17 protein-coding genes, 3 rRNA genes and 1 pseudogene are annotated in these 22,397 nt (G+C 62.8%); 3 read left to right on the forward strand and 18 right to left on the reverse strand.

The genetic code is table 11. The features are described 5' to 3' along the window. Positions 1 to 62: 62 nt before the first annotated feature. Together C6A82_RS19250 and C6A82_RS19255 are read left to right on the forward strand one after the other, a co-directional pair. Positions 63 to 1,580, forward strand: a complete 1,518-nt coding sequence (locus C6A82_RS19250) for a DNA-3-methyladenine glycosylase 2 family protein (RefSeq protein ID WP_105342207.1) — start codon at positions 63 to 65, stop codon at positions 1,578 to 1,580. After that, complete coding sequence (locus tag C6A82_RS19255; protein ID WP_199193608.1) at positions 1,580 to 2,083, forward strand: methylated-DNA--[protein]-cysteine S-methyltransferase; 504 nt, start codon at positions 1,580 to 1,582, stop codon at positions 2,081 to 2,083. Before C6A82_RS19250 ends, C6A82_RS19255 begins: the two co-directional genes overlap by 1 nt. A 49-nt stretch (positions 2,084 to 2,132) precedes the next feature. On the opposite strand, the gene rrf is transcribed toward C6A82_RS19255, so the two are convergent. The 4 genes from rrf to murA all read right to left on the reverse strand — a co-directional run bounded on the left by rrf (position 2,133) and on the right by murA (position 8,924). Continuing rightward, positions 2,133 to 2,246 (reverse strand): 5S ribosomal RNA (gene rrf, locus C6A82_RS19260). 86 nt (positions 2,247 to 2,332) lie between these two features. Next, positions 2,333 to 5,450 (reverse strand): 23S ribosomal RNA (locus C6A82_RS19265). A gap of 373 nt (positions 5,451 to 5,823) precedes the next feature. After that, positions 5,824 to 7,345: ribosomal RNA gene (locus tag C6A82_RS19270) — 16S ribosomal RNA — on the reverse strand. The 16S, 23S and 5S rRNA genes sit together here, the layout of an rRNA operon. 325 nt (positions 7,346 to 7,670) lie before the next feature. Continuing rightward, a complete protein-coding gene (gene murA, locus C6A82_RS19275; RefSeq protein WP_105343206.1) occupies positions 7,671 to 8,924 on the reverse strand; it encodes a UDP-N-acetylglucosamine 1-carboxyvinyltransferase in 1,254 nt (417 codons plus the stop codon). Positions 8,925 to 8,996: 72 nt separating this feature from the next. Here murA and C6A82_RS19280 point away from each other — a divergent pair, with 72 nt between their 5' ends. Next, entirely contained in the window at positions 8,997 to 9,572 is a 576-nt protein-coding gene (locus C6A82_RS19280) for a cob(I)yrinic acid a,c-diamide adenosyltransferase (RefSeq protein WP_105343204.1), read from the forward strand. On the opposite strand, the gene C6A82_RS19285 is transcribed toward C6A82_RS19280, so the two are convergent. From C6A82_RS19285 to prfA, 14 genes and pseudogenes are all read right to left on the reverse strand, one after another. Beyond that, complete coding sequence (locus tag C6A82_RS19285; protein WP_199193654.1) at positions 9,569 to 10,015, reverse strand: DUF2550 domain-containing protein; 447 nt, start codon at positions 10,013 to 10,015, stop codon at positions 9,569 to 9,571. The two genes, C6A82_RS19280 and C6A82_RS19285, sit on opposite strands and share 4 nt — an antisense overlap. Positions 10,016 to 10,023: 8 nt before the next feature. Then, the gene (locus C6A82_RS19290; RefSeq protein WP_105343203.1) at positions 10,024 to 10,389 is read right to left on the reverse strand and encodes a F0F1 ATP synthase subunit epsilon; all 366 of its coding nucleotides are present in this window, start codon (positions 10,387 to 10,389) and stop codon (positions 10,024 to 10,026) included. 197 nt (positions 10,390 to 10,586) lie between these two features. Continuing rightward, positions 10,587 to 12,026 (reverse strand): annotated as a pseudogene (gene atpD, locus C6A82_RS19295) (F0F1 ATP synthase subunit beta); the annotation flags it as partial. A 20-nt stretch (positions 12,027 to 12,046) separates the two neighbouring features. After that, positions 12,047 to 12,973, reverse strand: a complete 927-nt coding sequence (locus C6A82_RS19300; protein ID WP_105343201.1) for a F0F1 ATP synthase subunit gamma — start codon at positions 12,971 to 12,973, stop codon at positions 12,047 to 12,049. 12 nt (positions 12,974 to 12,985) lie between these two features. Continuing rightward, positions 12,986 to 14,632, reverse strand: a complete 1,647-nt coding sequence (gene atpA / locus C6A82_RS19305; protein WP_105343200.1) for a F0F1 ATP synthase subunit alpha — start codon at positions 14,630 to 14,632, stop codon at positions 12,986 to 12,988. A gap of 43 nt (positions 14,633 to 14,675) precedes the next feature. Beyond that, the gene (locus C6A82_RS19310; RefSeq protein ID WP_105343198.1) at positions 14,676 to 16,007 is read right to left on the reverse strand and encodes a F0F1 ATP synthase subunit B/delta; all 1,332 of its coding nucleotides are present in this window, start codon (positions 16,005 to 16,007) and stop codon (positions 14,676 to 14,678) included. A 5-nt stretch (positions 16,008 to 16,012) separates the two neighbouring features. After that, on the reverse strand, positions 16,013 to 16,534 hold the full coding sequence (locus tag C6A82_RS19315; RefSeq protein WP_105343196.1) for a F0F1 ATP synthase subunit B: 522 nt from the start codon (positions 16,532 to 16,534) through the stop codon (positions 16,013 to 16,015). 13 nt (positions 16,535 to 16,547) lie between these two features. Then, positions 16,548 to 16,793 (reverse strand): F0F1 ATP synthase subunit C, encoded by a 246-nt coding sequence (locus C6A82_RS19320; protein WP_105343194.1) that lies wholly within the window; start codon positions 16,791 to 16,793, stop codon positions 16,548 to 16,550. 64 nt (positions 16,794 to 16,857) lie between these two features. Continuing rightward, on the reverse strand, positions 16,858 to 17,646 hold the full coding sequence (atpB, locus tag C6A82_RS19325) for a F0F1 ATP synthase subunit A (RefSeq protein WP_105343192.1): 789 nt from the start codon (positions 17,644 to 17,646) through the stop codon (positions 16,858 to 16,860). Then, entirely contained in the window at positions 17,643 to 18,089 is a 447-nt protein-coding gene (locus C6A82_RS19330; protein WP_105343191.1) for an ATP synthase subunit I, read from the reverse strand. The genes atpB and C6A82_RS19330 overlap by 4 nt, the downstream gene beginning before the upstream one ends. A 236-nt stretch (positions 18,090 to 18,325) precedes the next feature. After that, the gene (locus C6A82_RS19335; RefSeq protein ID WP_199193773.1) at positions 18,326 to 19,528 is read right to left on the reverse strand and encodes a glycosyltransferase family 4 protein; all 1,203 of its coding nucleotides are present in this window, start codon (positions 19,526 to 19,528) and stop codon (positions 18,326 to 18,328) included. 46 nt (positions 19,529 to 19,574) lie between these two features. Beyond that, positions 19,575 to 20,234 carry an L-threonylcarbamoyladenylate synthase gene (locus C6A82_RS19340; RefSeq protein WP_105345314.1) on the reverse strand — a complete coding sequence of 220 codons (660 nt, stop codon included), beginning with the start codon at positions 20,232 to 20,234 and terminating at the stop codon, positions 19,575 to 19,577. Then, positions 20,227 to 21,114: a peptide chain release factor N(5)-glutamine methyltransferase gene (prmC, locus tag C6A82_RS19345; protein ID WP_105345312.1), complete on the reverse strand. Its 888-nt coding sequence runs from the start codon at positions 21,112 to 21,114 to the stop codon at positions 20,227 to 20,229. The genes C6A82_RS19340 and prmC overlap by 8 nt, the downstream gene beginning before the upstream one ends. A gap of 127 nt (positions 21,115 to 21,241) precedes the next feature. After that, the gene (gene prfA, locus C6A82_RS19350) at positions 21,242 to 22,315 is read right to left on the reverse strand and encodes a peptide chain release factor 1 (RefSeq protein ID WP_105345310.1); all 1,074 of its coding nucleotides are present in this window, start codon (positions 22,313 to 22,315) and stop codon (positions 21,242 to 21,244) included. Positions 22,316 to 22,397: the final 82 nt, after the last annotated feature.

Raw genomic sequence — 22,397 nt, forward strand, 5'->3', positions numbered from 1 at the left:
GTTCGACGACGATGTCGGTTTTCCGCCAGTGATGTCGGTGGCGTCGTGTAATTGTCATAGACGTGCACGAAGATTTCGAACGCTGCTACCGAGCCGTCCAGTCCAAGGACGCCCGGTTCGACGGCTGGTTCGTCACCGCCGTGCTGACCACCAAGATCTACTGCAGGCCCAGTTGCCCCGTTCGGCCGCCTTTCGCCCGCAATGTGCGGTTCTATCCGACCGCGGCGGCCGCCCAGTGTGCGGGCTTCCGGGCCTGCAAGCGGTGCCGCCCGGACGCGTCACCGGGCTCTCCGGAATGGAATGTGCGCGGCGACGTAGTCGCGAGGGCGATGCGCCTGATCGCCGACGGCACCGTCGACCGCGACGGGGTCACCGGCCTCGCCGCCCGCGTCGGCTACACCACCCGTCAACTCGAGCGAATGCTGCAGGCGGAGGTGGGGGCAAACCCGCTGGCGCTCGCGCGTGCGCAACGGACACAGACCGCGCGGGTGCTGATCGAGACGACGGATCTGCCGTTCGGCGATGTCGCCTTCGCGGCGGGGTTCTCGTCGATCCGGCAGTTCAACGACACGGTGCGCACGGTGTGTGCCCGCACCCCAACGGAGTTGCGTAGTCGGGCACGGTCCAAGTTCGGCCGCAGCGAAGCCGCCTCGGCCGGAACACTGTCGCTGCGGCTACCGGTTCGTACTCCGTTCTCGTACGAAGGATTGTTCGGCCACCTCGCGGCGTGCGCGGTCCCGGGCGTGGAAGAGGTTCGCGATGGAGCATACCGGCGGACTCTGCGCTTGCCCGCAGGGAACGGGATCGCCAGCCTCACACCCGAACCCGACCATGTGCGCTGCACGCTCACGCTGGACGACTTCAGGGATCTGGCCACTGCGATCGCCCGCTGCAGGCGTCTACTGGATCTCGACGCCGATCCCGAGGCCGTGGTCGACGCGCTCGGCGCCGACCCGGATCTCGGTGCACTGGTCGCCAAGGCGCCGGGACAACGGATCCCGCGAACTGTCGACGAGCGCGAACTCGCGCTGCGCGTCGTGCTTGGCCAGCAGGTGTCGGTCAAGGCGGCCCGCACTCACGCCGCCAGGATCGTCGCCGCCTATGGACAGCCACTGACCGATGCCGGCGGCGGGCTCACCCATGTCTTCCCGGCGATCGATGATCTGGCCGATATCGATCCGGTTCATCTCGCATTTCCCAAATCCCGTCAAGGATCGCTGGTTTCCCTCGTCAAGGCGCTGGCTGACGGCAGTGTCGTGCTCGACGCAGGCTGCGACTGGAACCGCGCCCGCCAGCAACTGCTTGCGCTGCCGGGGATCGGACCGTGGACCGCGGAGGTCATAGCCATGCGCGGCCTCGGCGACCCGGACGCGTTTCCCGCCACCGACCTCGGGGTTCTCGTTGCCGCCAAACAGCTTGGTCTTCCGGAGGATACGCGTGCGCTCACCGCGCACAGTAGTCGCTGGCGGCCATGGAGATCCTATGCCGCCCAACATCTCTGGACAGCACTCGATCATGCGGTCAATCAGTGGCCGCCGAAGAACGCCCGCGCGAAGCAGATGACCACGAAGGAGAAGTGATGTCAGCCATCCGATTCCGCTCTGTCGACAGCCCGGTTGGACTGCTCACCCTCGCCGGCCGCGACGGTCGCCTGAGGCATCTTCGGATGGTCGACCAGACATACGAGCCGAGCCATGACGGGTGGGAATCCGACGACACGGCGTTTCCCGAGGCTGTTGAACAACTCGAATCCTACTTCGCCGGGGAGCTTTTCGACTTCGAGCTCGATCTCGACATGGTGGGCACGCAGTTCCAGCGCAACGTGTGGGCGGCACTGCTGACAATCCCGTACGGACAGACGCGGTCGTACGGCGAGATCGCGGCGCAGATCGGTTCACCCGGCGCCTCGCGTGCGGTCGGATTAGCCAACGGCCACAATCCAATCGGCATCATCGTGCCCTGCCACCGGGTGATCGGCACCAACGGCAGCCTCACCGGGTACGGCGGCGGATTGGACCGGAAGCGAGCGCTGCTGGCTCTGGAGCGAAGTAGAAATCCAGTGACGCCAACGCTTTTCGACTGAACAAAAGGAATCGCCCCCCACGCGAGCGTGGGGGGCGATCCTAATGTGTGTTCGGCGGTGTCCTACTTTTCCACCCGGGTTGGGTAGTATCATCGGCGCTGGCAGGCTTAGCTTCCGGGTTCGGGATGGGTCCGGGCGTTTCCCTGTCGCTATTTCCGCCGTAACTTTGTTCACTTGTGGGTGAAGTTGTGTTTGGTGGTGGGGTGGGGTTGTTTGACCTGGTGTGGTTTGTGGTTGCGGGTTTTGGTTGTGTGTAAGTTTTCGGCCGGTTAGTGCCAGTTCCCTTTGTCCATTGCTGGGTGTGCAGGTCTGGTCTATTGATCCCGTGGTCTGCGGGGGGCCTTATCCCACTTGATGGGTGAGAAGCCTGGTCTTGGAGGGGGTTTCCCGCTTAGATGCTTTCAGCGGTTATCCTGTCCGAACGTGGCGATCCAGCGGTGCCCCTGGTGGGACAACTGGTAGACCAGAGGTTCGTCCGTCCCGGTCCTCTCGTACTAGGGACAGGTTTCCTCAAGCTTCTGACGCGCGCGGCGGATAGAGACCGAACTGTCTCACGACGTTCTAAACCCAGCTCGCGTGCCGCTTTAATGGGCGAACAGCCCAACCCTTGGGACCTGCTCCAGCCCCAGGATGCGACGAGCCGACATCGAGGTGCCAAACCATCCCGTCGATATGGACTCTTGGGGAAGATCAGCCTGTTATCCCCGGGGTACCTTTTATCCGTTGAGCGACACCCCTTCCACTCGGGGGTGCCGGATCACTAGTCCCGACTTTCGTCCCTGCTTGACGTGTCAGTCTCGCAGTCAAGCTCCCTTGTGCACTTACACTCAACACCTGATTGCCGTCCAGGTTGAGGGAACCTTTGGGCGCCTCCGTTACATTTTAGGAGGCAACCGCCCCAGTTAAACTACCCACCAGGCACTGTTCCTGAACCGGATAGACGGTTCGAGGTTAGAGGCCCAATACGGTCAGAGTGGTATTTCAACAGCGACTCCACCATCACTGGCGTGATGGCTTCATAGTCTCCCACCTATCCTACACAAACCGTATCGAGCACCAATACCAAGTTGTAGTGAAGGTCCCGGGGTCTTTTCGTCCTGCCGCGCGTAACGAGCATCTTTACTCGTAGTGCAATTTCGCCGAGTCTATGGTTGAGACAGCTGAGAAGTCGTTACGCCATTCGTGCAGGTCGGAACTTACCCGACAAGGAATTTCGCTACCTTAGGATGGTTATAGTTACCACCGCCGTTTACTGGGGCTTAAATTCTCCGCTTCACCCCGAGGGGGTTAACGGGTCCTCTTAACCTTCCAGCACCGGGCAGGCGTCAGTCCGTATACATCGTCTTGCGACTTCGCACGGACCTGTGTTTTTAGTAAACAGTCGCTTCTCACTGGTTTGTGCCACCCACTCCCGCTGCCCCGGGCAAGCCGGTTGACGGTGTGTGGGTCCCCCTTCTCCCGAAGTTACGGGGGCATTTTGCCGAGTTCCTTAACCATAGTTCACTCGTACGCCTCGGTATTCTCTACCTGACCACCTGTGTCGGTTTGGGGTACGGGCCGTGTGTGTACTCACTAGAGGCTTTTCTTGGCAGCATAGGATCACCGAATTCGCCTCACTCGGCTATGCATCACCTCTCAGGATTAGTGAACGACGGATTTGCCTATCGTTCTCCCTACAGGTTTACCCCAGTATTACCACTGACTGGTACGGCTACCTTCCTGCGTCACCCCATCGCTTGACTACTACCAGAGAAGGTTCCACGCAGCCGATAAACCCCATTGACCCGAAGGTCGCTGGTGGTCCATCTTTTGGGTGGTTAGTACCTCTGATTCGTCAGGGACGCGCACACACGGGTACGGGAATATCAACCCGTTGTCCATCGACTACGCCTGTCGGCCTCGCCTTAGGTCCCGACTCACCCTGGGCGGACTGGCCTGGCCCAGGAACCCTTGGTCTTTCGGCGGGCAAGGTTCTCACTTGCCTTATCGCTACTCATGCCTGCATTCTCACTCCCACACCCTCCACCACTCGATCACTCGGTGGCTTCACCGGATGCAGGACGCTCCCCTACCCAGCCTTGCGGCTGCCGCGGCTTCGGCGGTGTGCTTGAGCCCCGCTACATTATCGGCGCACAATCACTTGACCAGTGAGCTATTACGCACTCTTTCAAGGGTGGCTGCTTCTAAGCCAACCTCCTGGTTGTCTTTGCGACTGCACATCCTTTTCCACTTAGCACACGCTTAGGGGCCTTAGCCGGCGATCTGGGCTGTTTCCCTCTCGACGCACGGAGCTTATCCCCCGCCGTCTCACTGCCACGCTATTGACTTACCGGCATTCGGAGTTTGGCTGACGTCAGTAACCTAGTAGGGCCCATCGGCCATCCAGTAGCTCTACCTCCGGCAAGAAACACGCAACGCTGCACCTAAATGCATTTCGGGGAGAACCAGCTATCACGGAGTTTGATTGGCCTTTCACCCCTACCCACAGCTCATCCCCTCAGTCTTCAACCTAAGTGGGTTCGGGCCTCCACGACGTCTTACCGTCGCTTCACCCTGGCCATGGGTAGATCACTCCGCTTCGGGTCCAGAACACACCACTACACCCCTACCGGGGATACGCCCTATTCAGACTCGCTTTCGCTGCGGCTACCCCTCAACGGGTTAACCTCGCGACATGTCCCTGACTCGCAGGCTCATTCTTCAAAAGGCACGCCATCACCCCACCACGAGGTGGAGGGCTCTGACGGCTTGTAGGCACACGGTTTCAGGTACTCTTTCACTCCCCTCCCGGGGTACTTTTCACCATTCCCTCACGGTACTAATCCGCTATCGGTCACTGAGAAGTATTCAGGCTTACCGGGTGGTCCCGGCAGATTCACAGCAGATTCCACGGGCCCGCTGCTACTCGGGGACAGTTCCACGAAAGCCGCGATGTTTTCGGTTACGGGGCTCTCACCCTCTCCGGACAGGCCATCCCAGGCCACTTCACCTAACACCACGGTTTATCACTTTCGCCCTCATCGGCGGATGAGAGAAGAAACGCCCCACAACACCGCACACACAACCCCCGCCGGGTATCACATGCATCCGGTTTAGCCATCCTCCGCTTTCGCTCGCCACTACTCACGGAATCACAATTGTTTTCTCTTCCTACGGGTACTGAGATGTTTCACTTCCCCGCGTTACCTCCCAACTGGCTATATATTCACCAGCAGGTGACACGACATCACTCGCGCCGGGTTTCCCCATTCGGACATCCTCGGATCCACGCTCGGTTGACAGCTCCCCGAGGCATATCGCAGCCTCCCACGTCCTTCATCGGCTCTCAGTGCCAAGGCATCCACCATGCGCCCTTAAACACTTACAACACAAAAAACCAAAAATCATATGAGTTAAAAAACTCTGAAATTGCACATCAACACACAAACAACGTCTGCGTGTTAGATGCTCGCAACCACTATCCACAAATCAAACACCACACCCCACCACCAAAGCAGGGCGACAACCTAAACCCTATCCCCGGTTTCCCACCCTCGGGACGAAGAGATAGCGGGCCTGTTGCCTCAAAGCCCAATAGTGTGTCTGGTGATCCCTCACCGGCGTTCGATCACTCGAAACCCGAACCGGCTCAACGTTTGTCGTGCACCCACCGGCAACCCACTACAGGCGCCGGCACTGATATCCCAACCGCGAACCCCTCACACATGTGAGGCACGGGGGAATGAATTGGTGCTCCTTAGAAAGGAGGTGATCCAGCCGCACCTTCCGGTACGGCTACCTTGTTACGACTTCGTCCCAATCGCCGATCCCACCTTCGACGGCTCCCTCCCCAAGGGGTTAGGCCACCGGCTTCGGGTGTTACCGACTTTCATGACGTGACGGGCGGTGTGTACAAGGCCCGGGAACGTATTCACCGCAGCGTTGCTGATCTGCGATTACTAGCGACTCCGACTTCACGGGGTCGAGTTGCAGACCCCGATCCGAACTGAGACCGGCTTTAACAAGGATTCGCTCCACCTCACGGCATCGCAGCCCTTTGTACCGGCCATTGTAGCATGTGTGAAGCCCTGGACATAAGGGGCATGATGACTTGACGTCATCCCCACCTTCCTCCGAGTTGACCCCGGCAGTCTCTCACGAGTCCCCGGCATTACCCGCTGGCAACATGAGACAAGGGTTGCGCTCGTTGCGGGACTTAACCCAACATCTCACGACACGAGCTGACGACAGCCATGCACCACCTGCACACAGGCCACAAGGGAACCGACATCTCTGCCGGCGTCCTGTGCATGTCAAACCCAGGTAAGGTTCTTCGCGTTGCATCGAATTAATCCACATGCTCCGCCGCTTGTGCGGGCCCCCGTCAATTCCTTTGAGTTTTAGCCTTGCGGCCGTACTCCCCAGGCGGGGTACTTAATGCGTTAGCTACGGCACGGATCCCAAGGAAGGAAACCCACACCTAGTACCCACCGTTTACGGCGTGGACTACCAGGGTATCTAATCCTGTTCGCTCCCCACGCTTTCGCTCCTCAGCGTCAGTTACTGCCCAGAGACCCGCCTTCGCCACCGGTGTTCCTCCTGATATCTGCGCATTCCACCGCTACACCAGGAATTCCAGTCTCCCCTGCAGTACTCCAGTCTGCCCGTATCGCCCGCACGCCCACAATTGAGTTGTGAGTTTTCACGAACAACGCGACAAACCACCTACGAGCTCTTTACGCCCAGTAATTCCGGACAACGCTCGCACCCTACGTATTACCGCGGCTGCTGGCACGTAGTTGGCCGGTGCTTCTTCTACGCCTACCGTCACTTACGCTTCGTCGGCGTTGAAAGAGGTTTACAACCCGAAGGCCGTCATCCCTCACGCGGCGTCGCTGCATCAGGCTTGCGCCCATTGTGCAATATTCCCCACTGCTGCCTCCCGTAGGAGTCTGGGCCGTATCTCAGTCCCAGTGTGGCCGGACACCCTCTCAGGCCGGCTACCCGTCGTCGCCTTGGTAGGCCATCACCCCACCAACAAGCTGATAGGCCGCGGGCCCATCCCACACCGCAAAAGCTTTCCACCACACGACATGCATCGCGTAGTCCTATTCGGTATTAGACCCAGTTTCCCAGGCTTATCCCAAAGTGCAGGGCAGATCACCCACGTGTTACTCACCCGTTCGCCACTCGTGTACCCCCGAAAGGGCCTTACCGTTCGACTTGCATGTGTTAAGCACGCCGCCAGCGTTCGTCCTGAGCCAGGATCAAACTCTCCAAACAAAAACCCCTCAAACACAACGAGGCAGAATTCGAATCAGAACAATCCGATCAAAGCAACCAGTCAAAACTGGCAAAAAACAGACCACACCCACACACGGGGAGTGTTCGGCATGGCCACAAACAAAAACAACAAACAAAAACCACCAAACACACTATTGAGTTCTCAAACAACAGCACCCGTTTAAAGGCAACCCTGCCATAGTACTCGACCTGGTCAGAGACGTCAAACCCCGTCCGCCAGTGCAAATCTGGGGACGTGGGTTACTTGGAACAGACTACTCCTTTAGGCACGGGAGTCCCAAATGGGGTCCGGACATGGGCCGGGCTAAGCCACTCGTTCGATCTCGGCACCCAGGTTGACCAGGTTTTCCACGAATAGCGGGTAGCCCCGGTCGATGTGGAAGACGTCGTGCACCTCGGTGTCTCCGTCGGCGACCAGGCCGGCGAGCACCAGACCGGCGCCCGCGCGGATGTCCGAGGACCAGACCGGCGCACTCGACAGCTGCGGAAGGCCGCGGACCACGGCGTGATGGCCATCGGTCCTGGCATCGGCACCCAGCCGGATCATTTCCTCGACGAACCTGAACCGCGCCTCGAATACGTTCTCGGTGATCATCGACGTTCCGTCGGCGATGGAGGCCAGAGCGATCGCCATCGGCTGTAGATCGGTCGGAAAGCCCGGAAACGGCAGGGTCGCGACGTTGATCGCCTTCGGCCGCTCGTACTGCACTATGCGAAAGCCGTCGTCACTCTGGGTCACGGTCGCGCCCGCGTCGTGCAGCTTGTGCAGCACCAACTGAAGATGTTGCGGGTCGACGCCGGTGACCGAGATGTCGCCCCTGGTCATCGCGGCCGCGATACCCCAGGTGGCGGCGACGATCCGGTCGCCGATCACGCGATGCTCTGTGGGATGGAGCCGGTCGACACCGGTGATCGTCATCGTCGACGAGCCGGCACCCTCGATCTGCGCGCCCATCTGATTGAGCATCGTGCACAGATCGACGACGTCGGGTTCACGTGCGGCGTTGTGGATTGTGGTGACGCCCTCGGCGACCACCGCGGCCATCAGGATGTTCTCCGTGGCGCCGACAGACGGAAATTCGAGCTGAATCTCCGCTCCGCGCAGGTGCTCTGCTTCGGCGACCACGCACCCATGCTCGATGTTGCAGGTGGCGCCTAGCTGCCGAAGGCCCGCCTGGTGCATATCCAGGGGCCGCGAGCCGATCGCATCGCCGCCGGGCAGGGCGACCTTGGCCCGCTTGCAGCGGCCGACCAGCGGCCCCAGCACACAGACGGAGGCCCGAAACTGCCGGACGGCGGCGAAATCGGCGTCGTATTTGGGTTCGTCGGGGGAAGTGATGCGGACCGTGTCCCCGTCGAGCTCCACGTTGGCCCCGAGCCCGCGAAGCACCTCTGCCATCAAGGGCACGTCGAGAATGTCCGGACAGTTCGTGATCGTGCTGGTTCCCTCGGCGAGCAACGTGGCCGCCATCAGCTTCAGCACACTGTTCTTGGCCCCCCCGACGCCAACTTCGCCTGACAACCGGTTACCACCGGTGACCACGAAACGCTCGCTCACGCCGGTTAGTTTAGACAGCGGCGGGGGTGGTGTCCGAATCCGCGGCGGCGCGGCCGGCGGTACCGTTTGACCATGGCTGTGCACCTCACTCGCATCTACACCCGTACCGGCGACGACGGGACCACCGGATTGAGCGACTTCAGCCGCGTTTCCAAGAACGACGCGCGTCTTGCCGCCTACGCCGACTGCGATGAGACCAACGCCGCGATCGGCGTCGCCGTCTCCATGGGTGACCCAGACGAGCAAATGCGCAAGGTGCTACGCCAAATCCAGAACGATCTCTTCGACGCAGGCGCTGACCTGTCGACTCCGGTTGTCGAGAAGCCCGAGCATCCGCCGCTGCGCATCGACCAGAGCTACGTCGACCGGCTCGAGGGCTGGTGTGATGAATTCAACGCTCCCCTTCCGGCGCTGAATTCCTTTGTGCTGCCGGGTGGTACACCGCTGTCGGCGTTACTGCACGTGGCCCGCACTGTGGCGCGCAGGGCTGAGCGGTCCGCGTGGCGCGCGATAGAAGCTCATCCGGAAAGCGTGAATGTCTTGCCGGCCAAGTACTTGAACCGGCTGTCCGATCTGCTGTTCATTCTGTGCAGAGTCGCAAATCCCGGCGGCGACGTGTTGTGGCAACCCGGCGGCGCGACGGATTAGGCAGTTCTGCGGCGGGCCCGTGACGAGGGACGTGACTCCAACCACGACTGAAACGCCGTCAAGGCACCCCGATCGAGGGCGACCTCGTACCCACGGCGGCGTTCCGGGCTCGTGTCACGCAGCTCCAGAATGACGATCGCGTCGGTCATGATGTCGAACTCGTCGCCCCGCGGTGACCGCCGCGACACGATCTCCAGGCCCCGGCGGCTCAGCGTGCGGTCGGGCCACCACCGCAGACTGGACAGCCGGTAGAAACCGGCTTCGCCGCCCCGATACCGCATCACACCGTGCCGCCAACCCTGGCCGCCCACAGCCGGATAGTCGCGCAGGATGGCTGCGGTTCCGCCGACCTGCCGCAGCTTCCACAGCCGATAGGACAACGCGACGACGACAAGAAGGAGCACACCCACCAGCGCGACCATGATCAGCATGGACGCGCTCATCGGCCGCCCTAGTCGATCTGGCCCAGGGCGCGCAGCCTGGCACGGCCTCTGGCGGCGGTCGCTTCGTCGTCGGACTCGGAATCGCGCTTCGCTGCCTCTGCGTCTATCTCGGACTCGAGTTCGGCCGACTCGGCGAGGATGATCACGCCTTCGTCGGTGACCGACATGAAGCCGCCGTCGATAGCGACACGGAGATCCTCTTCGCCCTCACGCTCCACACGCACCATGGCATCGTCGACGAGCTGCGCCACCAACGGGATGTGGCGCGGCAGGATGCCGATTTCTCCCGAGGTGGTGCGGGTGAACACGAAGGTGGCCTTGCCAGACCAGATCTCGCGCTCTACCGCAACAATGTCGACTTCGAGTTCAGCCATGACTATTCGCTCTTGTCTTCGCCATCGTCCTTGGCGTCGTTCTTGGGCTGGACCTTGGCGCTGTCTTTGTCCTCGTCCTTGTCGTCGGCTTCGGCCTTGTCCTTGGCCTCGGACTTGTCGTCTTCGGCCTTGTCCTTGCCGTCGTCATCCTCGTTGTCGTCATCAGACGCCGGCGCACCGTCACTGGCGTTGTCATCCATCTTGGCGCCGAGGCTTTCGGCCTTCTTCTGCAAATCCTCGAGACCGCCGATGAGGAAGAACGCCTGCTCGGGCAGGTGATCGAAGTCGCCCTTGCTCAGCTTGTCGAACGCCTCGATCGTCTCCTTCAGCGGAACAGTGGAACCCGGCTGACCGGTGAACTGCTCGGCAGCCATCATGTTTTGCGACAGGAAGCGCTCGATACGGCGGGCCCGCTGCACCAGCTGCTTGTCCTCCTCAGCGAGCTCGTCGATACCGAGAATCGCGATGATGTCCTGAAGGTCCTTGTAGCGCTGCAGGATACGAATGACTTCCTGGGCGACTCGATAGTGCTCGTCGCCGACGACACTCGGATCAAGGATCGTCGAGCTGGAAGCCAACGGATCCACCGCCGGGAAGATGCCCTTGGAGAACACATTCCTGGAGAGCTCCGTGGTGGCGTCGAGGTGGGCGAACGTGGTCGCAGGCGCCGGGTCTGTGTAGTCGTCGGCGGGCACGTACACCGCCTGCATCGAGGTGATGGACCTGCCGCGGGTCGACGTGATGCGTTCCTGCAGCTCGCCCATCTCGTCGGCCAGCGTCGGCTGATAGCCCACCGCGGACGGCATGCGGCCCAGCAGCGTGGACACCTCAGAACCGGCCTGGGTGAACCGGAAGATGTTGTCGATGAACAGCAGCACGTCCTGCTCCTGCTCGTCGCGGAAGTACTCGGCCATCGTGAGGGCCGACAGCGCGACGCGCATACGGGTGCCGGGCGGCTCGTCCATCTGCCCGAACACCAGCGCGGTGTCCTTCAGCACGTCGGCGTCGCCCAGCTCGACCCACAGGTCGTTGCCCTCACGGGTCCGCTCTCCAACACCGGCGAACACCGACGTGCCGCCGAAGTTCCGGGCGATGCGGTTGATCATCTCCTGGATCAGCACCGTCTTGCCAACGCCTGCGCCGCCGAACAGCGCGATCTTGCCGCCGCGGACGTACGGGGTGAGCAGGTCGACGACCTTCAGGCCCGTCTCCAGCATCTCGGTGCGCGGCTCGAGCTCGTTGAAGGGCGGTGGCTTGCGGTGGATCGACCACTTGTCGAAGTCCTTGCCGTAGCCCGGCTCGTCCAGACAGTCACCGAGCGCATTGAAGACGTGGCCCTTGACGCCGTCGCCGACCGGCACGGAGATGGACGCTCCGGTGTCGTTCACGTCGACGCCGCGCACCAAACCATCGGTTGGCTGCAGCGAAATGCACCGCACGAGATTATCGCCGAGATGTTGGGCGACCTCCAGCGTCAGCGTCTTCGCCAGATCCTTGTACGAGATCTCAGCGTGAAGCGCATTGAACAGTTCGGGCACCGAGCCGCGGGGGAACTCGACGTCGACGACCGGGCCGGTGACCCGGACGACGCGGCCAGCGGTGTCTTTACTGGTTTTCTTTTCTGCAGTAGCAGTCATGTCTCTTCGCTTCCTACGGGCTACTTCTTGGCGGCGTCCGCAAGCGCGTTCGCGCCACCGACGATTTCGCTGATTTCCTGGGTGATCTGAGATTGCCGTTCGCGGTTGGCCATCAGGGTCAGGTCCTTGATGAGGTCGTCGGCGTTGTCCGACGCCGACTTCATGGCGCGCCGCCGCGACGCCGACTCCGAAGCCGCAGCTTCGAGCAGCGAGGCGAAGATGCGGGTGGAGACGTAGCGCGGAAGCAGCGCACCGAACAGCGTTTCGGCGTCCGGTTCGAATGAGAACAACGTCTGAGGTCCCTGCTCCTCGTCGCTGTACTCGATCACCATCGGAGCGATCCGGCGGGCGATCGCCGCCTGCGACATCATCGACCTGAACTCGTTGAACACGATGTGCAGTTCGTCGACGCCGAGGACGTTGTCCTCTCCCGGGTCGTCACCCTCGTCATCCATGCCCGCCGAGAACGCCTCGACGAGCGTCGACGCAATCTCCTGCGCATTCTCATATTCGGGCCGCTCCGAGAATCCCGTCCACGACTCGACCACGTCCCAGTTGCGGAAACTGTAGTAGCTGAGCGCTTTTCGGCCCACGACATAGAGAATGGGCTCCTTGCCCTCCGAGCGAAGTAGCGAGAACAGCTCCTCCGAGCGCCGGAACACGTTGGCGTTGTATGCGCCGCAGAGTCCGCGGTCAGAGGACACCACCAACACGGCCGCTCGTCGCGGGCTCTCCCGTTCAACCAGCAACGGGTGGTCCAGCGCGCTGGCGTCGGCCAGATTCGTCAGCATGTGCGTGATTTCGCGGTCGTACGGCCGAGCCGCCTGGACTCGGGCCTGCGCCTTGGCGATTCGCGACGTCGCGATCATCTCCTGCGCCTTGGTGATCTTCTTGATCGACCCGGCGGATCGGATGCGGCCGCGCAGTTCGCGCAGTGTGGCAGCCATTAGCTCTCCGGCCTACTTCTTCTTCGGTGCGGGCTTGTGAACCTTCACCGATTCCTTCTCGACGTCTCCTTCGTCCATCGCGTCGACATGCTCGTCGGGTACGACGGAGCTGCCGTCGGTGGTGGCGAAGCCCTTCTTGAAGTCGTTGACCGCCTTCTCCAGCGTCTCCTCCAGCTCCTCGGAGAGCTTCTTGCTCTCCCGGATCTCCTTGAGGATGTTCTCGTGCGATGACTTCACGTGCTCGAGGAACTCACGCTCGAACTTCTGCACATCCTCGACGGGCACGGAGTCCAGATGGCCCCTCGTGCCGAGGAAGATGGCGACTACCTGCTCCTCGACCGGCATCGGGCTGTTCTGCGGCTGCTTGAGCAGCTCGACGAGCCGGGCACCGCGGTCCAGCTGGTTCTTCGAGGCTTCGTCGAGGTCCGAGGCGAAGGCCGCGAACGATTCGAGTTCACGGTACTGCGACAGGTCCAGTCGCAGCGACCCAGCCACCTCTTTCATCGCTTTGATCTGAGCGGCGCCACCGACGCGGGAGACCGATGCACCGACGTTGATCGCCGGTCGTACACCCTGGTTGAACAGGTCGGTCTCCAGGAAGCACTGGCCGTCGGTGATCGAAATGACGTTAGTCGGAATGTAAGCCGAGATGTCATTCGCCTTGGTCTCGATGATCGGCAGGCCGGTCAGCGATCCGCTACCCAGTTCGTCGGAGAGCTTGGCACAGCGCTCCAGCAGGCGCGAGTGCAGGTAGAAGACGTCGCCGGGGAACGCCTCACGGCCGGGCGGGCGGCGCAGCAGCAGCGAGATAGCGCGGTAGGCCTCGGCGTGTTTGGTGAGGTCGTCGAACACGATCAGCACATGCTTGCCCTGATACATCCAGTGCTGAGCGATTGACGAACCCGTATACGGCGCAAGCCATTTGAAGCCGGCCGAGTCCGAAGCAGGCGCCGCGACGATTGTGGTGTACTCCATCGCTCCGCCCTCTTCGAGGGTGTGCTTCACGCTGGCGATCGTGGTGCCCTTCTGGCCGATGGCCACGTATACGCAACGCACCTGCAGCTTCTCGTCACCGCTCTCCCAGTTCTGGCGCTGGTTGAGGATGGTGTCCACACAGACCGCGGTCTTGCCAGTCTTGCGGTCGCCGATGATCAGCTGTCGCTGGCCGCGGCCGATGGGGGTCTGCGAGTCGATCGCTTTGATGCCTGTCTGCAGCGGCTCGCTGACACCCTGCCGCTGAACCACCGAGGGAGCCTGCAACTCCAGAGCGCGACGTTCCTCGGTCTCGATCTCGCCTTGACCGTCGATCGGCTGGCCCAATGGGTTGACGACGCGTCCGAGGAAGCCGTCGCCGACAGGTACCGACAGCACGTCGCCGGTGCGCTTGACCTGTTGGCCTTCTTCGATCTTCTGGAAGTCACCGAGGATCACCGCGCCGATGCTGTGCTCGTCGAGGTTGAGCGCGACACCCAGCACGCCGCCGGGGAATTCGAGCAACTCCTGCGTCATCACCGACGGGAGGCCCTCGACGTGCGCGATGCCGTCGCCTGCATCGATGACCGTACCGATCTCTTCCCGCTCGGTTTCGGCCTCGAATCCGGCGACGTACTCCTCGATTGCGCCCTGAATCTCGTCTGCCGAGATCGTCAACTCTGCCATGGTTCGTCTTCCTACTTCGTGTGTGGTTCTCGGTGTGGTCGGGTCAGTCGGGTAAGCGGTTCTCGGCCGACGCCAGCTTTGATGCCAGTGATCCGTCGATCACCTCATCACCGACTTCGATCGACAGCCCGCCGATCAGCGTCGGATCGACGTCGAACTGAACGGAGACGGGATGGCCGTAGATACGGGTGAGTACCTCGGTCAGCCGGTTGCTTTGAGCCTCGCTGAGCTCGCTTGCGGCGTGAACGTGTGCGACAACCTCACCTCGCCGCGACACTGCGAGCGACGCCAGTTCCCGGACGGCCTCGTCGGCGCGTTCGCCGTGCAGGAGTTCGATCGTCTGGCGCAACACATCCGCCGCGTTCCGGCTAGCACGGCCCTGAAGCACATTGGTGAGCAACGCCATTCGGCCATCCACAGGGGTGGAGTGCTCACTGAGCAGGGTGATCAACCTCGGCTCGGCGTCGAGAATTCTGCTGAACCTGAACAGCTGGTCCTCGACATCGTCGATCTGGCCCTCACGCTCGGCGCGCACCAGCAGAGCCAGGCTGGCGATGTGCCGTATTCCGTAGATCAGATCGGAGGTCGACGACCAGCGCTGCGAGGCGGCATTCTTGAGCACCGAAAGCGCCGGGTCGGAGACTTTTCCTGACAGCAACCGCTCGACGAGCTGCACTCGCGTGTCGGTACTGCTGGAGGGATCGGACAGATGCCTCGCCAGAAGTGATTCCCGGCGAACCAGTTTGACCACCGACCCCAGATCGTTGGCCAATGTCGTCAGCGCGTCGACATCGAGATCGGCGACGTCTGCGTCGAGCTGCCTGACGATCTGCGCCACCGACTCACGGCTGGCAGACCGCAACTTCGCGGTGACGGCATCCTCGAAGACCTTGTTCGACGGCGCCATCTCTTCCAGCTCGGCCAGAAAGCGGTCGATCGTCGCCGACTGCTCCTCGGGGTTGGATACGAATTCGCGCACCATATCCCCTGCGCGATGCACGGACTCGGCACCCAGACTCTGTCGAAGCTCACGGATCATTTGTTGACGCAACAGCTGAACCTGTTGTGCACCTTGGACCTTGATCCGTTCCAGCTCGGAGTCGGCATGGGCGCGTAGCTGCTCGGCGATCTTGTCCGCGTCGTGCCGGGCATCTTCGATCATTTTCGCCGCATCGGCCTTGGCCTCCTCCAAAGCCTTGGTGTGCTCGGTGTCGGCGTCGGCGACCTTCTGCCCGGCCTCTGCATGGTCCCGCAACTGATTGCGGACGGTCTCCTGCTGGTTCTTCATCATGGTGCGAACTGGCGGGACAACGTATCGCCACACCAGGAAGACGATGACCGCGAACCCGACGAGCTGTCCGATGAAGGTTGACACTGCAGTTACCGCCCCTGTCCTGTAGTGGCCGAAACCGTACGAGTGGTCACTTCGACTCCCAGCACACGGCTGGCGAGATTGGTGGCCAGGTTCTCCACCGACGTCTGCAATTCGGCCGTCACCGCCCGGGATTGATCTGTCAGTTCCTCGGTGGCCTGTTGCAGTACGGACGAAACCTCGACGTTGGCACGGGCCCGCGCGTCGTCGACGATCTTGCGACCGTCGGCGCGGGCCTGCTCACGGACGTTCGTGGCTTCGCGGCGCGCGTCGTTCATGACTTTCCGGTAGTCGGCATCGGCAGCCGCCCGCAGCTGCGCTGTGCGTCGGTTGTCCTCTGCCGTCTTCTGCACCATGACTTCGCGCTCGTGCAGAACCTTGGAGATCGGCGGCACAACCCACTTGGCGATCACACCAAGCACGATCAAGAAGATCAGCAGCACGAAGAAGAACGTGCCGTTGGGAATCAGGAAGTTACTCTGACCGCCGCCTTCTCCTGCCGCCAGGATCGTCAAGTCGAGGTCGCCCATGACCGTGGCTTACCTACTTAACCGGGGTGGCGAACACGAACAGCGCCATGAACGCCAGGTTGATGAAGTACGCCGCCTCGACCAGACCCACCGTGATGAAGAACGGGGTGAACAGCCGGCCTTGCGCCTCGGGCTGACGAGCGATACCTGCGATCAATGCGTTACCGGCGATACCGTCACCGATGCCTGCACCGATTGCGCCGCCGGCCATGATGAGTCCACCGCCGATGAGTGCGCCGGCGCCGATCATGGGATCCATCTATTTCCTCCTTGCTAGCTGGTAGGTGTACCTACCAGAACGTGGGTCGAGCATGGTGTGCGAGCTAGTGATGGTCCTCATCGAGTTCCATCGACTGGCTGAAATACAAAATCGTCAGCAGAGCGAAGATGAACGCCTGGATGGCGCCCACGAACAGGTCGAAGCTTTTCCAGATCGCGTTGGGCGCCCACATGATCCACGGCGGGAACAAGGCGATCAGGGCGACCAGGATGCCGCCGGCGAAGATGTTGCCGAAAAGTCGGAGGGACAGCGAGATCGGCTTGGCGATCTCCTCGACGATGTTGATCGGCGCCATGAGTGCGACGTGGCCCTTCAGCAGCTTGACCGGGTGGCCCAGCGGACCACGTCGCCAAACGCCCGCGGCGTGATAGCAGATGAACACGAACAGTGCGAGGGCCAGCACGAAGTTGATGTCGGACGCGGGCGGCTTGATCAGTTCGTGGATCGCCCCGCTGGAATCCGTGTACTGCACGGGGAGCACCGAAAGCCAGTTGGCGATGAGGATGAACACGAACAGTGTGACGGCCAGTGGTAGGACGAACGGGGCGATCTTCATGCCGACCGCGGCCTCGATCTGGTTGCGCAGCTGAACCGTGATCGCCTCCCAGAACAGCTGTACGCCGTTGGGAACGCCGGTCGACGTCACTTTGGCGCGCAGGAAGAATGCGAGCCCCAGCACGATCACCGCGGCGATCGCGGTGCCAAGCACCGTGTCGACGTTCACGGTGAGCCCGAACCAGTGGGCCTCCGTGTGATGGCCGACCTGGATACCCGACTCAGCGGCCAGGACGGTCACCGGAGTCGATTCGTCGACGACATTGAACCCGGTCATAGCTGCGTGGCCTCCCCTTCGGCTCCATCAGCGGCACCCGCCCGCAGTTTCCTCATGACGGGCAAAGCCGTGGAAACCACTAGCAGTACCTGGAAAAGCGCCATACCAAACACCACACCGAGACCTTGCGGTCGGAAGATGAACGCGATCGTCAGACCGACCACCGTCATCGCCAACAGTCGGGCGGCGGAGTTGACGGCCATTTTGCGCTTGAGCGGATGGTCCGCGGCGGTGATCGACTCCACCGAGCGCTGCACCAGAATCGCGTTGAGCAAACCGAGTCCGAGACCGACGCCGAAGAAAAGTCCGACCATCGGATGTCCCAGCAGCGCCGCCGCCAGCGTCACGAGTCCCGCGAACACAACGCAGATCGCGGACAGTCGTAACGGTCGGAAAGCAACGGACGGAAACACCAACGGCGCGTCTTGCGCTGGCGTCGTCACGGCGTCACCTCAATCCCGCGGTCACGAGGGCTAACCCAATGATTCTGTGCGTGGCGCACCGAGCGTATCGGAGTGCGCGGGACGCGCTGGAATCACCCAAGGAGTAGCTCCCTTTGTCGGTCGTTTTTCCGTGCCGATCGGTGTTCAACCGGGCGGCGCGGGGGCCGGCAACCCGCGAGGTTTTTCGGGTTCTGCCTGCACCGTACCACATGGTAGGCAGCCCTAAACCGGGTCTACTACTTTTGGTCGTACAGCCCTTCGACGGGCTCGTCGCGGCGCCGGAGAAGTGGGATCAGCGTGACGACGATCGCGACCAGAATCGCCGCGAACATCACCCCGCCGGTGTAGCGGGGGTCGAAGAATATCGTGCTCGCGGCGCCGAACGCGACGATGCCCACCCAGAGATAGATGAGCAGCACCACGCGCCGGTGTGAGTGGCCGATCTGCAGCAACCGATGGTGCAGATGCATCTTGTCGGGACTGAAAGGGCTACGGCCCGCACGGGTGCGCCGGACGATGGCAAGCAGCATGTCGAGCGCGGGCACGAACATGACAGCAACCACCAGGAGGAACGGCGACAGCAGAGCGAACACGTCGCGTGCGCCGTAGGCACTTTGCGAAATCGGGCCCGCGGCGGTCGTGGAAGCTGCGCCGAGCATCAGCCCGATAAGCATCGAACCGGAGTCGCCCATGAAGATGCGCGCGCGGTGGAAGTTGTGTGGCAGAAATCCCAGGCACGCCCCTGCCAGCACCACCGAGATCACCGCGGGCGGATAGAACAGCACGTCGCCGCCGTGGTCGCGCAGCAGGCCGATCGAGAAGATGGTGATCGCCAATGCGGTGATCAACCCCAGCCCTGCGGCCAGACCGTCGAGGCCGTCGACGAAGTTCATCGCATTGACGATCGCGACCGTCAGCGCGAGCGTCAGCAGGATCGACGCGACCTGGTCGAGCACGATGGTGCCGACGCCACCGAACGGGATGTACAGCACGCTCCATGCCACGCCCATCGTGACCAGCACGCTGGCGGCGGTGATCTGGCCCGCGAACTTGGTGAGTGCGTCGAGACCCCACTTGTCGTCGATCAGGCCGATGGCCATGATCAGCCCGCCCGCCACGACGGTTGCCGGCAGACCGGAGGAGTAGACGAAACCACGCGTCAACGCGGGAAGCTGGGAAGCGAGCAGCACAGCCGCCAGCACGCCGACATACATCGCCAGACCGCCCATTCGCGGCGTCGGCTGCGAGTGGACATCGCGTTCCCTTGGATAGGCGACCGCACCCACTCTGGTGGCCAGCGCACGAACCCAACCGGTCGCGAAATACGTGATGATCGCCGCGGTGAGGCCGACGAGAGCCAACTCGCGCAGCGGCACACCCGCCCCTCGCTCGGAGAGCGCAAGCAGCCCACTGGCCACCACGTGTACTTCGCTCACCACCGAATGAACCGTACTGGACGAGATTGAGAGGCCGCTTGGCCAGTTCTCACGACGTTGCCGTCAACGTATCCACTTCGACGTCAAGCACTTTTGCGATCGCGTCGGCGGTCACCGGGCCCTGGCGCAGGATGCGCGGGTGCGCGCCGGTGAGGTCGACGATCGTGGACGCCGCCTGCTGCTCGGACGGACCGGCGTCGAGGTAGACCGCGACGAGATCACCCAGCTGATTGCGGGCATCCTCGGCGGTCACCGCGGCGGGTTGGCCCGAGATGTTCGCGCTGGACACGGCCATCGGCCCGACCTCGCGCAGGAGCTCGATCGCGACCGGATGCAGCGGCATCCGCAGCATCACGGTGCCCGCGGCGTCGCCGAGATCCCACTGCAGCGACGGCGCCTGTTGCACGACGAGGCTCAGCGCGCCGGGCCAGAACGCGCGAATGAGTTCGCGCGCCGAATTGGGCACCGTGTACACCAGGCCTTCGATCGTGTGCCACGACCCGACGAGCACCGGTACCGGCATATCGCGGCCGCGGCCCTTTGCGGCGAGCAATGCGGCGACCGCCAGGTTGTCGAATGCGTCGGCGCCGATGCCGTACACGGTGTCGGTGGGCAGCACGACCAGGCGTCCACCCTTGACCGCGCTGATGGCCGAGGCGATGCCTGTCGCGCGCGCCTCGGCGTCTGTGCAGTCGAAGAGCTCAGCCATGTGAACCCACCTTCTCACGTGTCGCCGTCACGAAGCGTGGCCGTTCTGCCAGATCGCGGTTGGCCGTTATGTCGACGAATCCGCCTGCTGCGGCGAACGCGTCGACGGTGGCGTCCGAGGTGGTGTCGTCGTGCTCGACGGCGCACCAGCCACCAGGCTTCAGCCAACGCGCCGCCAGCTCGACGATCGCGTGGATAACGACCATCCCGTCCGGGCCGCCGAACAGTGCTTGCGGCGGATCATGCTGCGCCACTTCGGGTTCCAGCGCCGCGCCGTCGGGGATGTAGGGCGGGTTGGCGACCAGGAGGTCGACCTGTCCGTCGAGTGCAGGCAGCAGCCGGGTTTCGGTGACGTCGGCACGCACCAGTTCCACCGCCGAGCCCGCCACGTTCCGGTGCGCGTAGGCCAGGGCTTCGTCGGAGTCGTCGACGGCGATGATGCGCGCGTCGGGCCAGAATTTCGACAGGGCCAGCGCCAGCGCTGCCGAGCCGGTGCACAGGTCGACGAGCACCGGTTGCGACGGCATCGGCTGCGCCGACGCCCATTCCAGCAATCCCTCGGTTTCCGGCCGCGGAATGAAGACACCCGGCCCCACCGAGACTGTCACGGGCCCCAGGGGTGCTGTTCCGACGATGTGCTGCAACGGGATTCGGTGCTCACGAGCCGCAATCAGATCCGCAAAGCGACCGCAGAAGTCGTCGTCGACTTCGCCGAGTACCGGCAGTCGACCCCGACTGGTAGCGGCGGCGAACGCGGCCAACTCCTCGGCGTCGGCCCGCGGCGAAGCGACCCCTGCCGCAGCGAGCACAGCCGCCGCGCGCTCGATCTCGCGTCGCAGCCGCGCGGTCACGCGGTTGCCTCGCTGGCTCGGCTCCCGCATGTGGGGCCGATGGTTCGCTCGCAAGCTTCGCTCGTTGTCTCGCCTCCCGCTCGTCCCCTGCCCTGCGGGCGTGGGCCCACCGGTCCTCGCTTCGCTGCGATCCTCACTCGCGCTCGCCTTCGAGTGCTCACGCCTGCTGTAGCCGCGATTGTTTGTCGGCGGCGGCCAGCGCGTCGAATAGTGCGTCGAGGTCCCCGTCCAGAACCTGGTCGAGGTTATGCGACTTGAAGTTGATCCGGTGATCGGCGATGCGGTTCTCCGGAAAGTTGTATGTTCGGATCCGCTCACTGCGGTCGACGGTGCGGATCTGGCTGGCCCTGTCGGCCGAGGCGTCGGCCGACGCCTGCTCCTCGGCCAGTGCCTGCAGTCGTGCTGCCAGCACCTGCATCGCCCGGATCTTGTTCTGCAGCTGGCTGCGTTCGTTCTGGCAGGTGACGACGATGCCGGTGGGCAGATGCGTGATGCGCACCGCCGAGTCCGTCGTGTTCACGCCTTGGCCGCCCTTGCCCGACGACCGGTAGACGTCGATACGCAGATCGGATTCGTCGATCTGCACTGCCTCGACCTCTTCTGGTTCCGGATAGACGAGGACGCCTGCGGCGGAGGTGTGAACCCGGCCCTGCGATTCGGTGACCGGAACGCGCTGCACGCGATGCACGCCGCCCTCGAACTTCAGCCGGGACCAGACGCCGTCGGCCGAATTGCCCTTGCTCCTGATCGACAGCGTGGCGTCCTTGTAGCCGCCGAGATCCGAGGTCGTCTCGTCGAGCATCGTCACAGACCAGCCGTGTCGCTCGGCATAACGGATGTACATCCGGGCCAAGTCCGCGGCGAAGAGCGCGGACTCCTCACCACCCTCGCCGGACTTCACCTCGAGCACGATGTCGTCGGCGTCGTGCGGATCACGGGGCGCCAGCAGGTCGGTCAGGTGGGTGTCGAGGTCGTTGACCGTCGTCGTCAGCTCCTCGACTTCGGAGGCGAACGAGTCGTCGTCGGCTACCAGTTCGCGGGCGGCCTCGAGGTCGCCGCGGGCCGTTTCCAGCTTGCGATAGGTCGACACGATCGGCGCCAGCTGGGCGAACCGCCTGCCCACTTTGCGGGCCTTGCCGGCATCGGAATGCAGGTCGGGATCCGACAGCTGGCGCTCGAGGTCGGCATGCTCAGCGAGGATGGCGTCGATCGCAGGCGCGGTGCCCGTCATATCGCCTCTCTTCCCCGAAATGTCCGCCGAACGTGAAGCGACGCCCGGCCTGCGCTTATCGCGGCAGATCGGGCCTGCGCAC

The sequence above is a fragment of the Mycobacterium sp. ITM-2016-00318 genome, assembly GCF_002968285.2.
In the GTDB taxonomy this organism is placed as follows: Bacteria; Actinomycetota; Actinomycetes; order Mycobacteriales; family Mycobacteriaceae; genus Mycobacterium.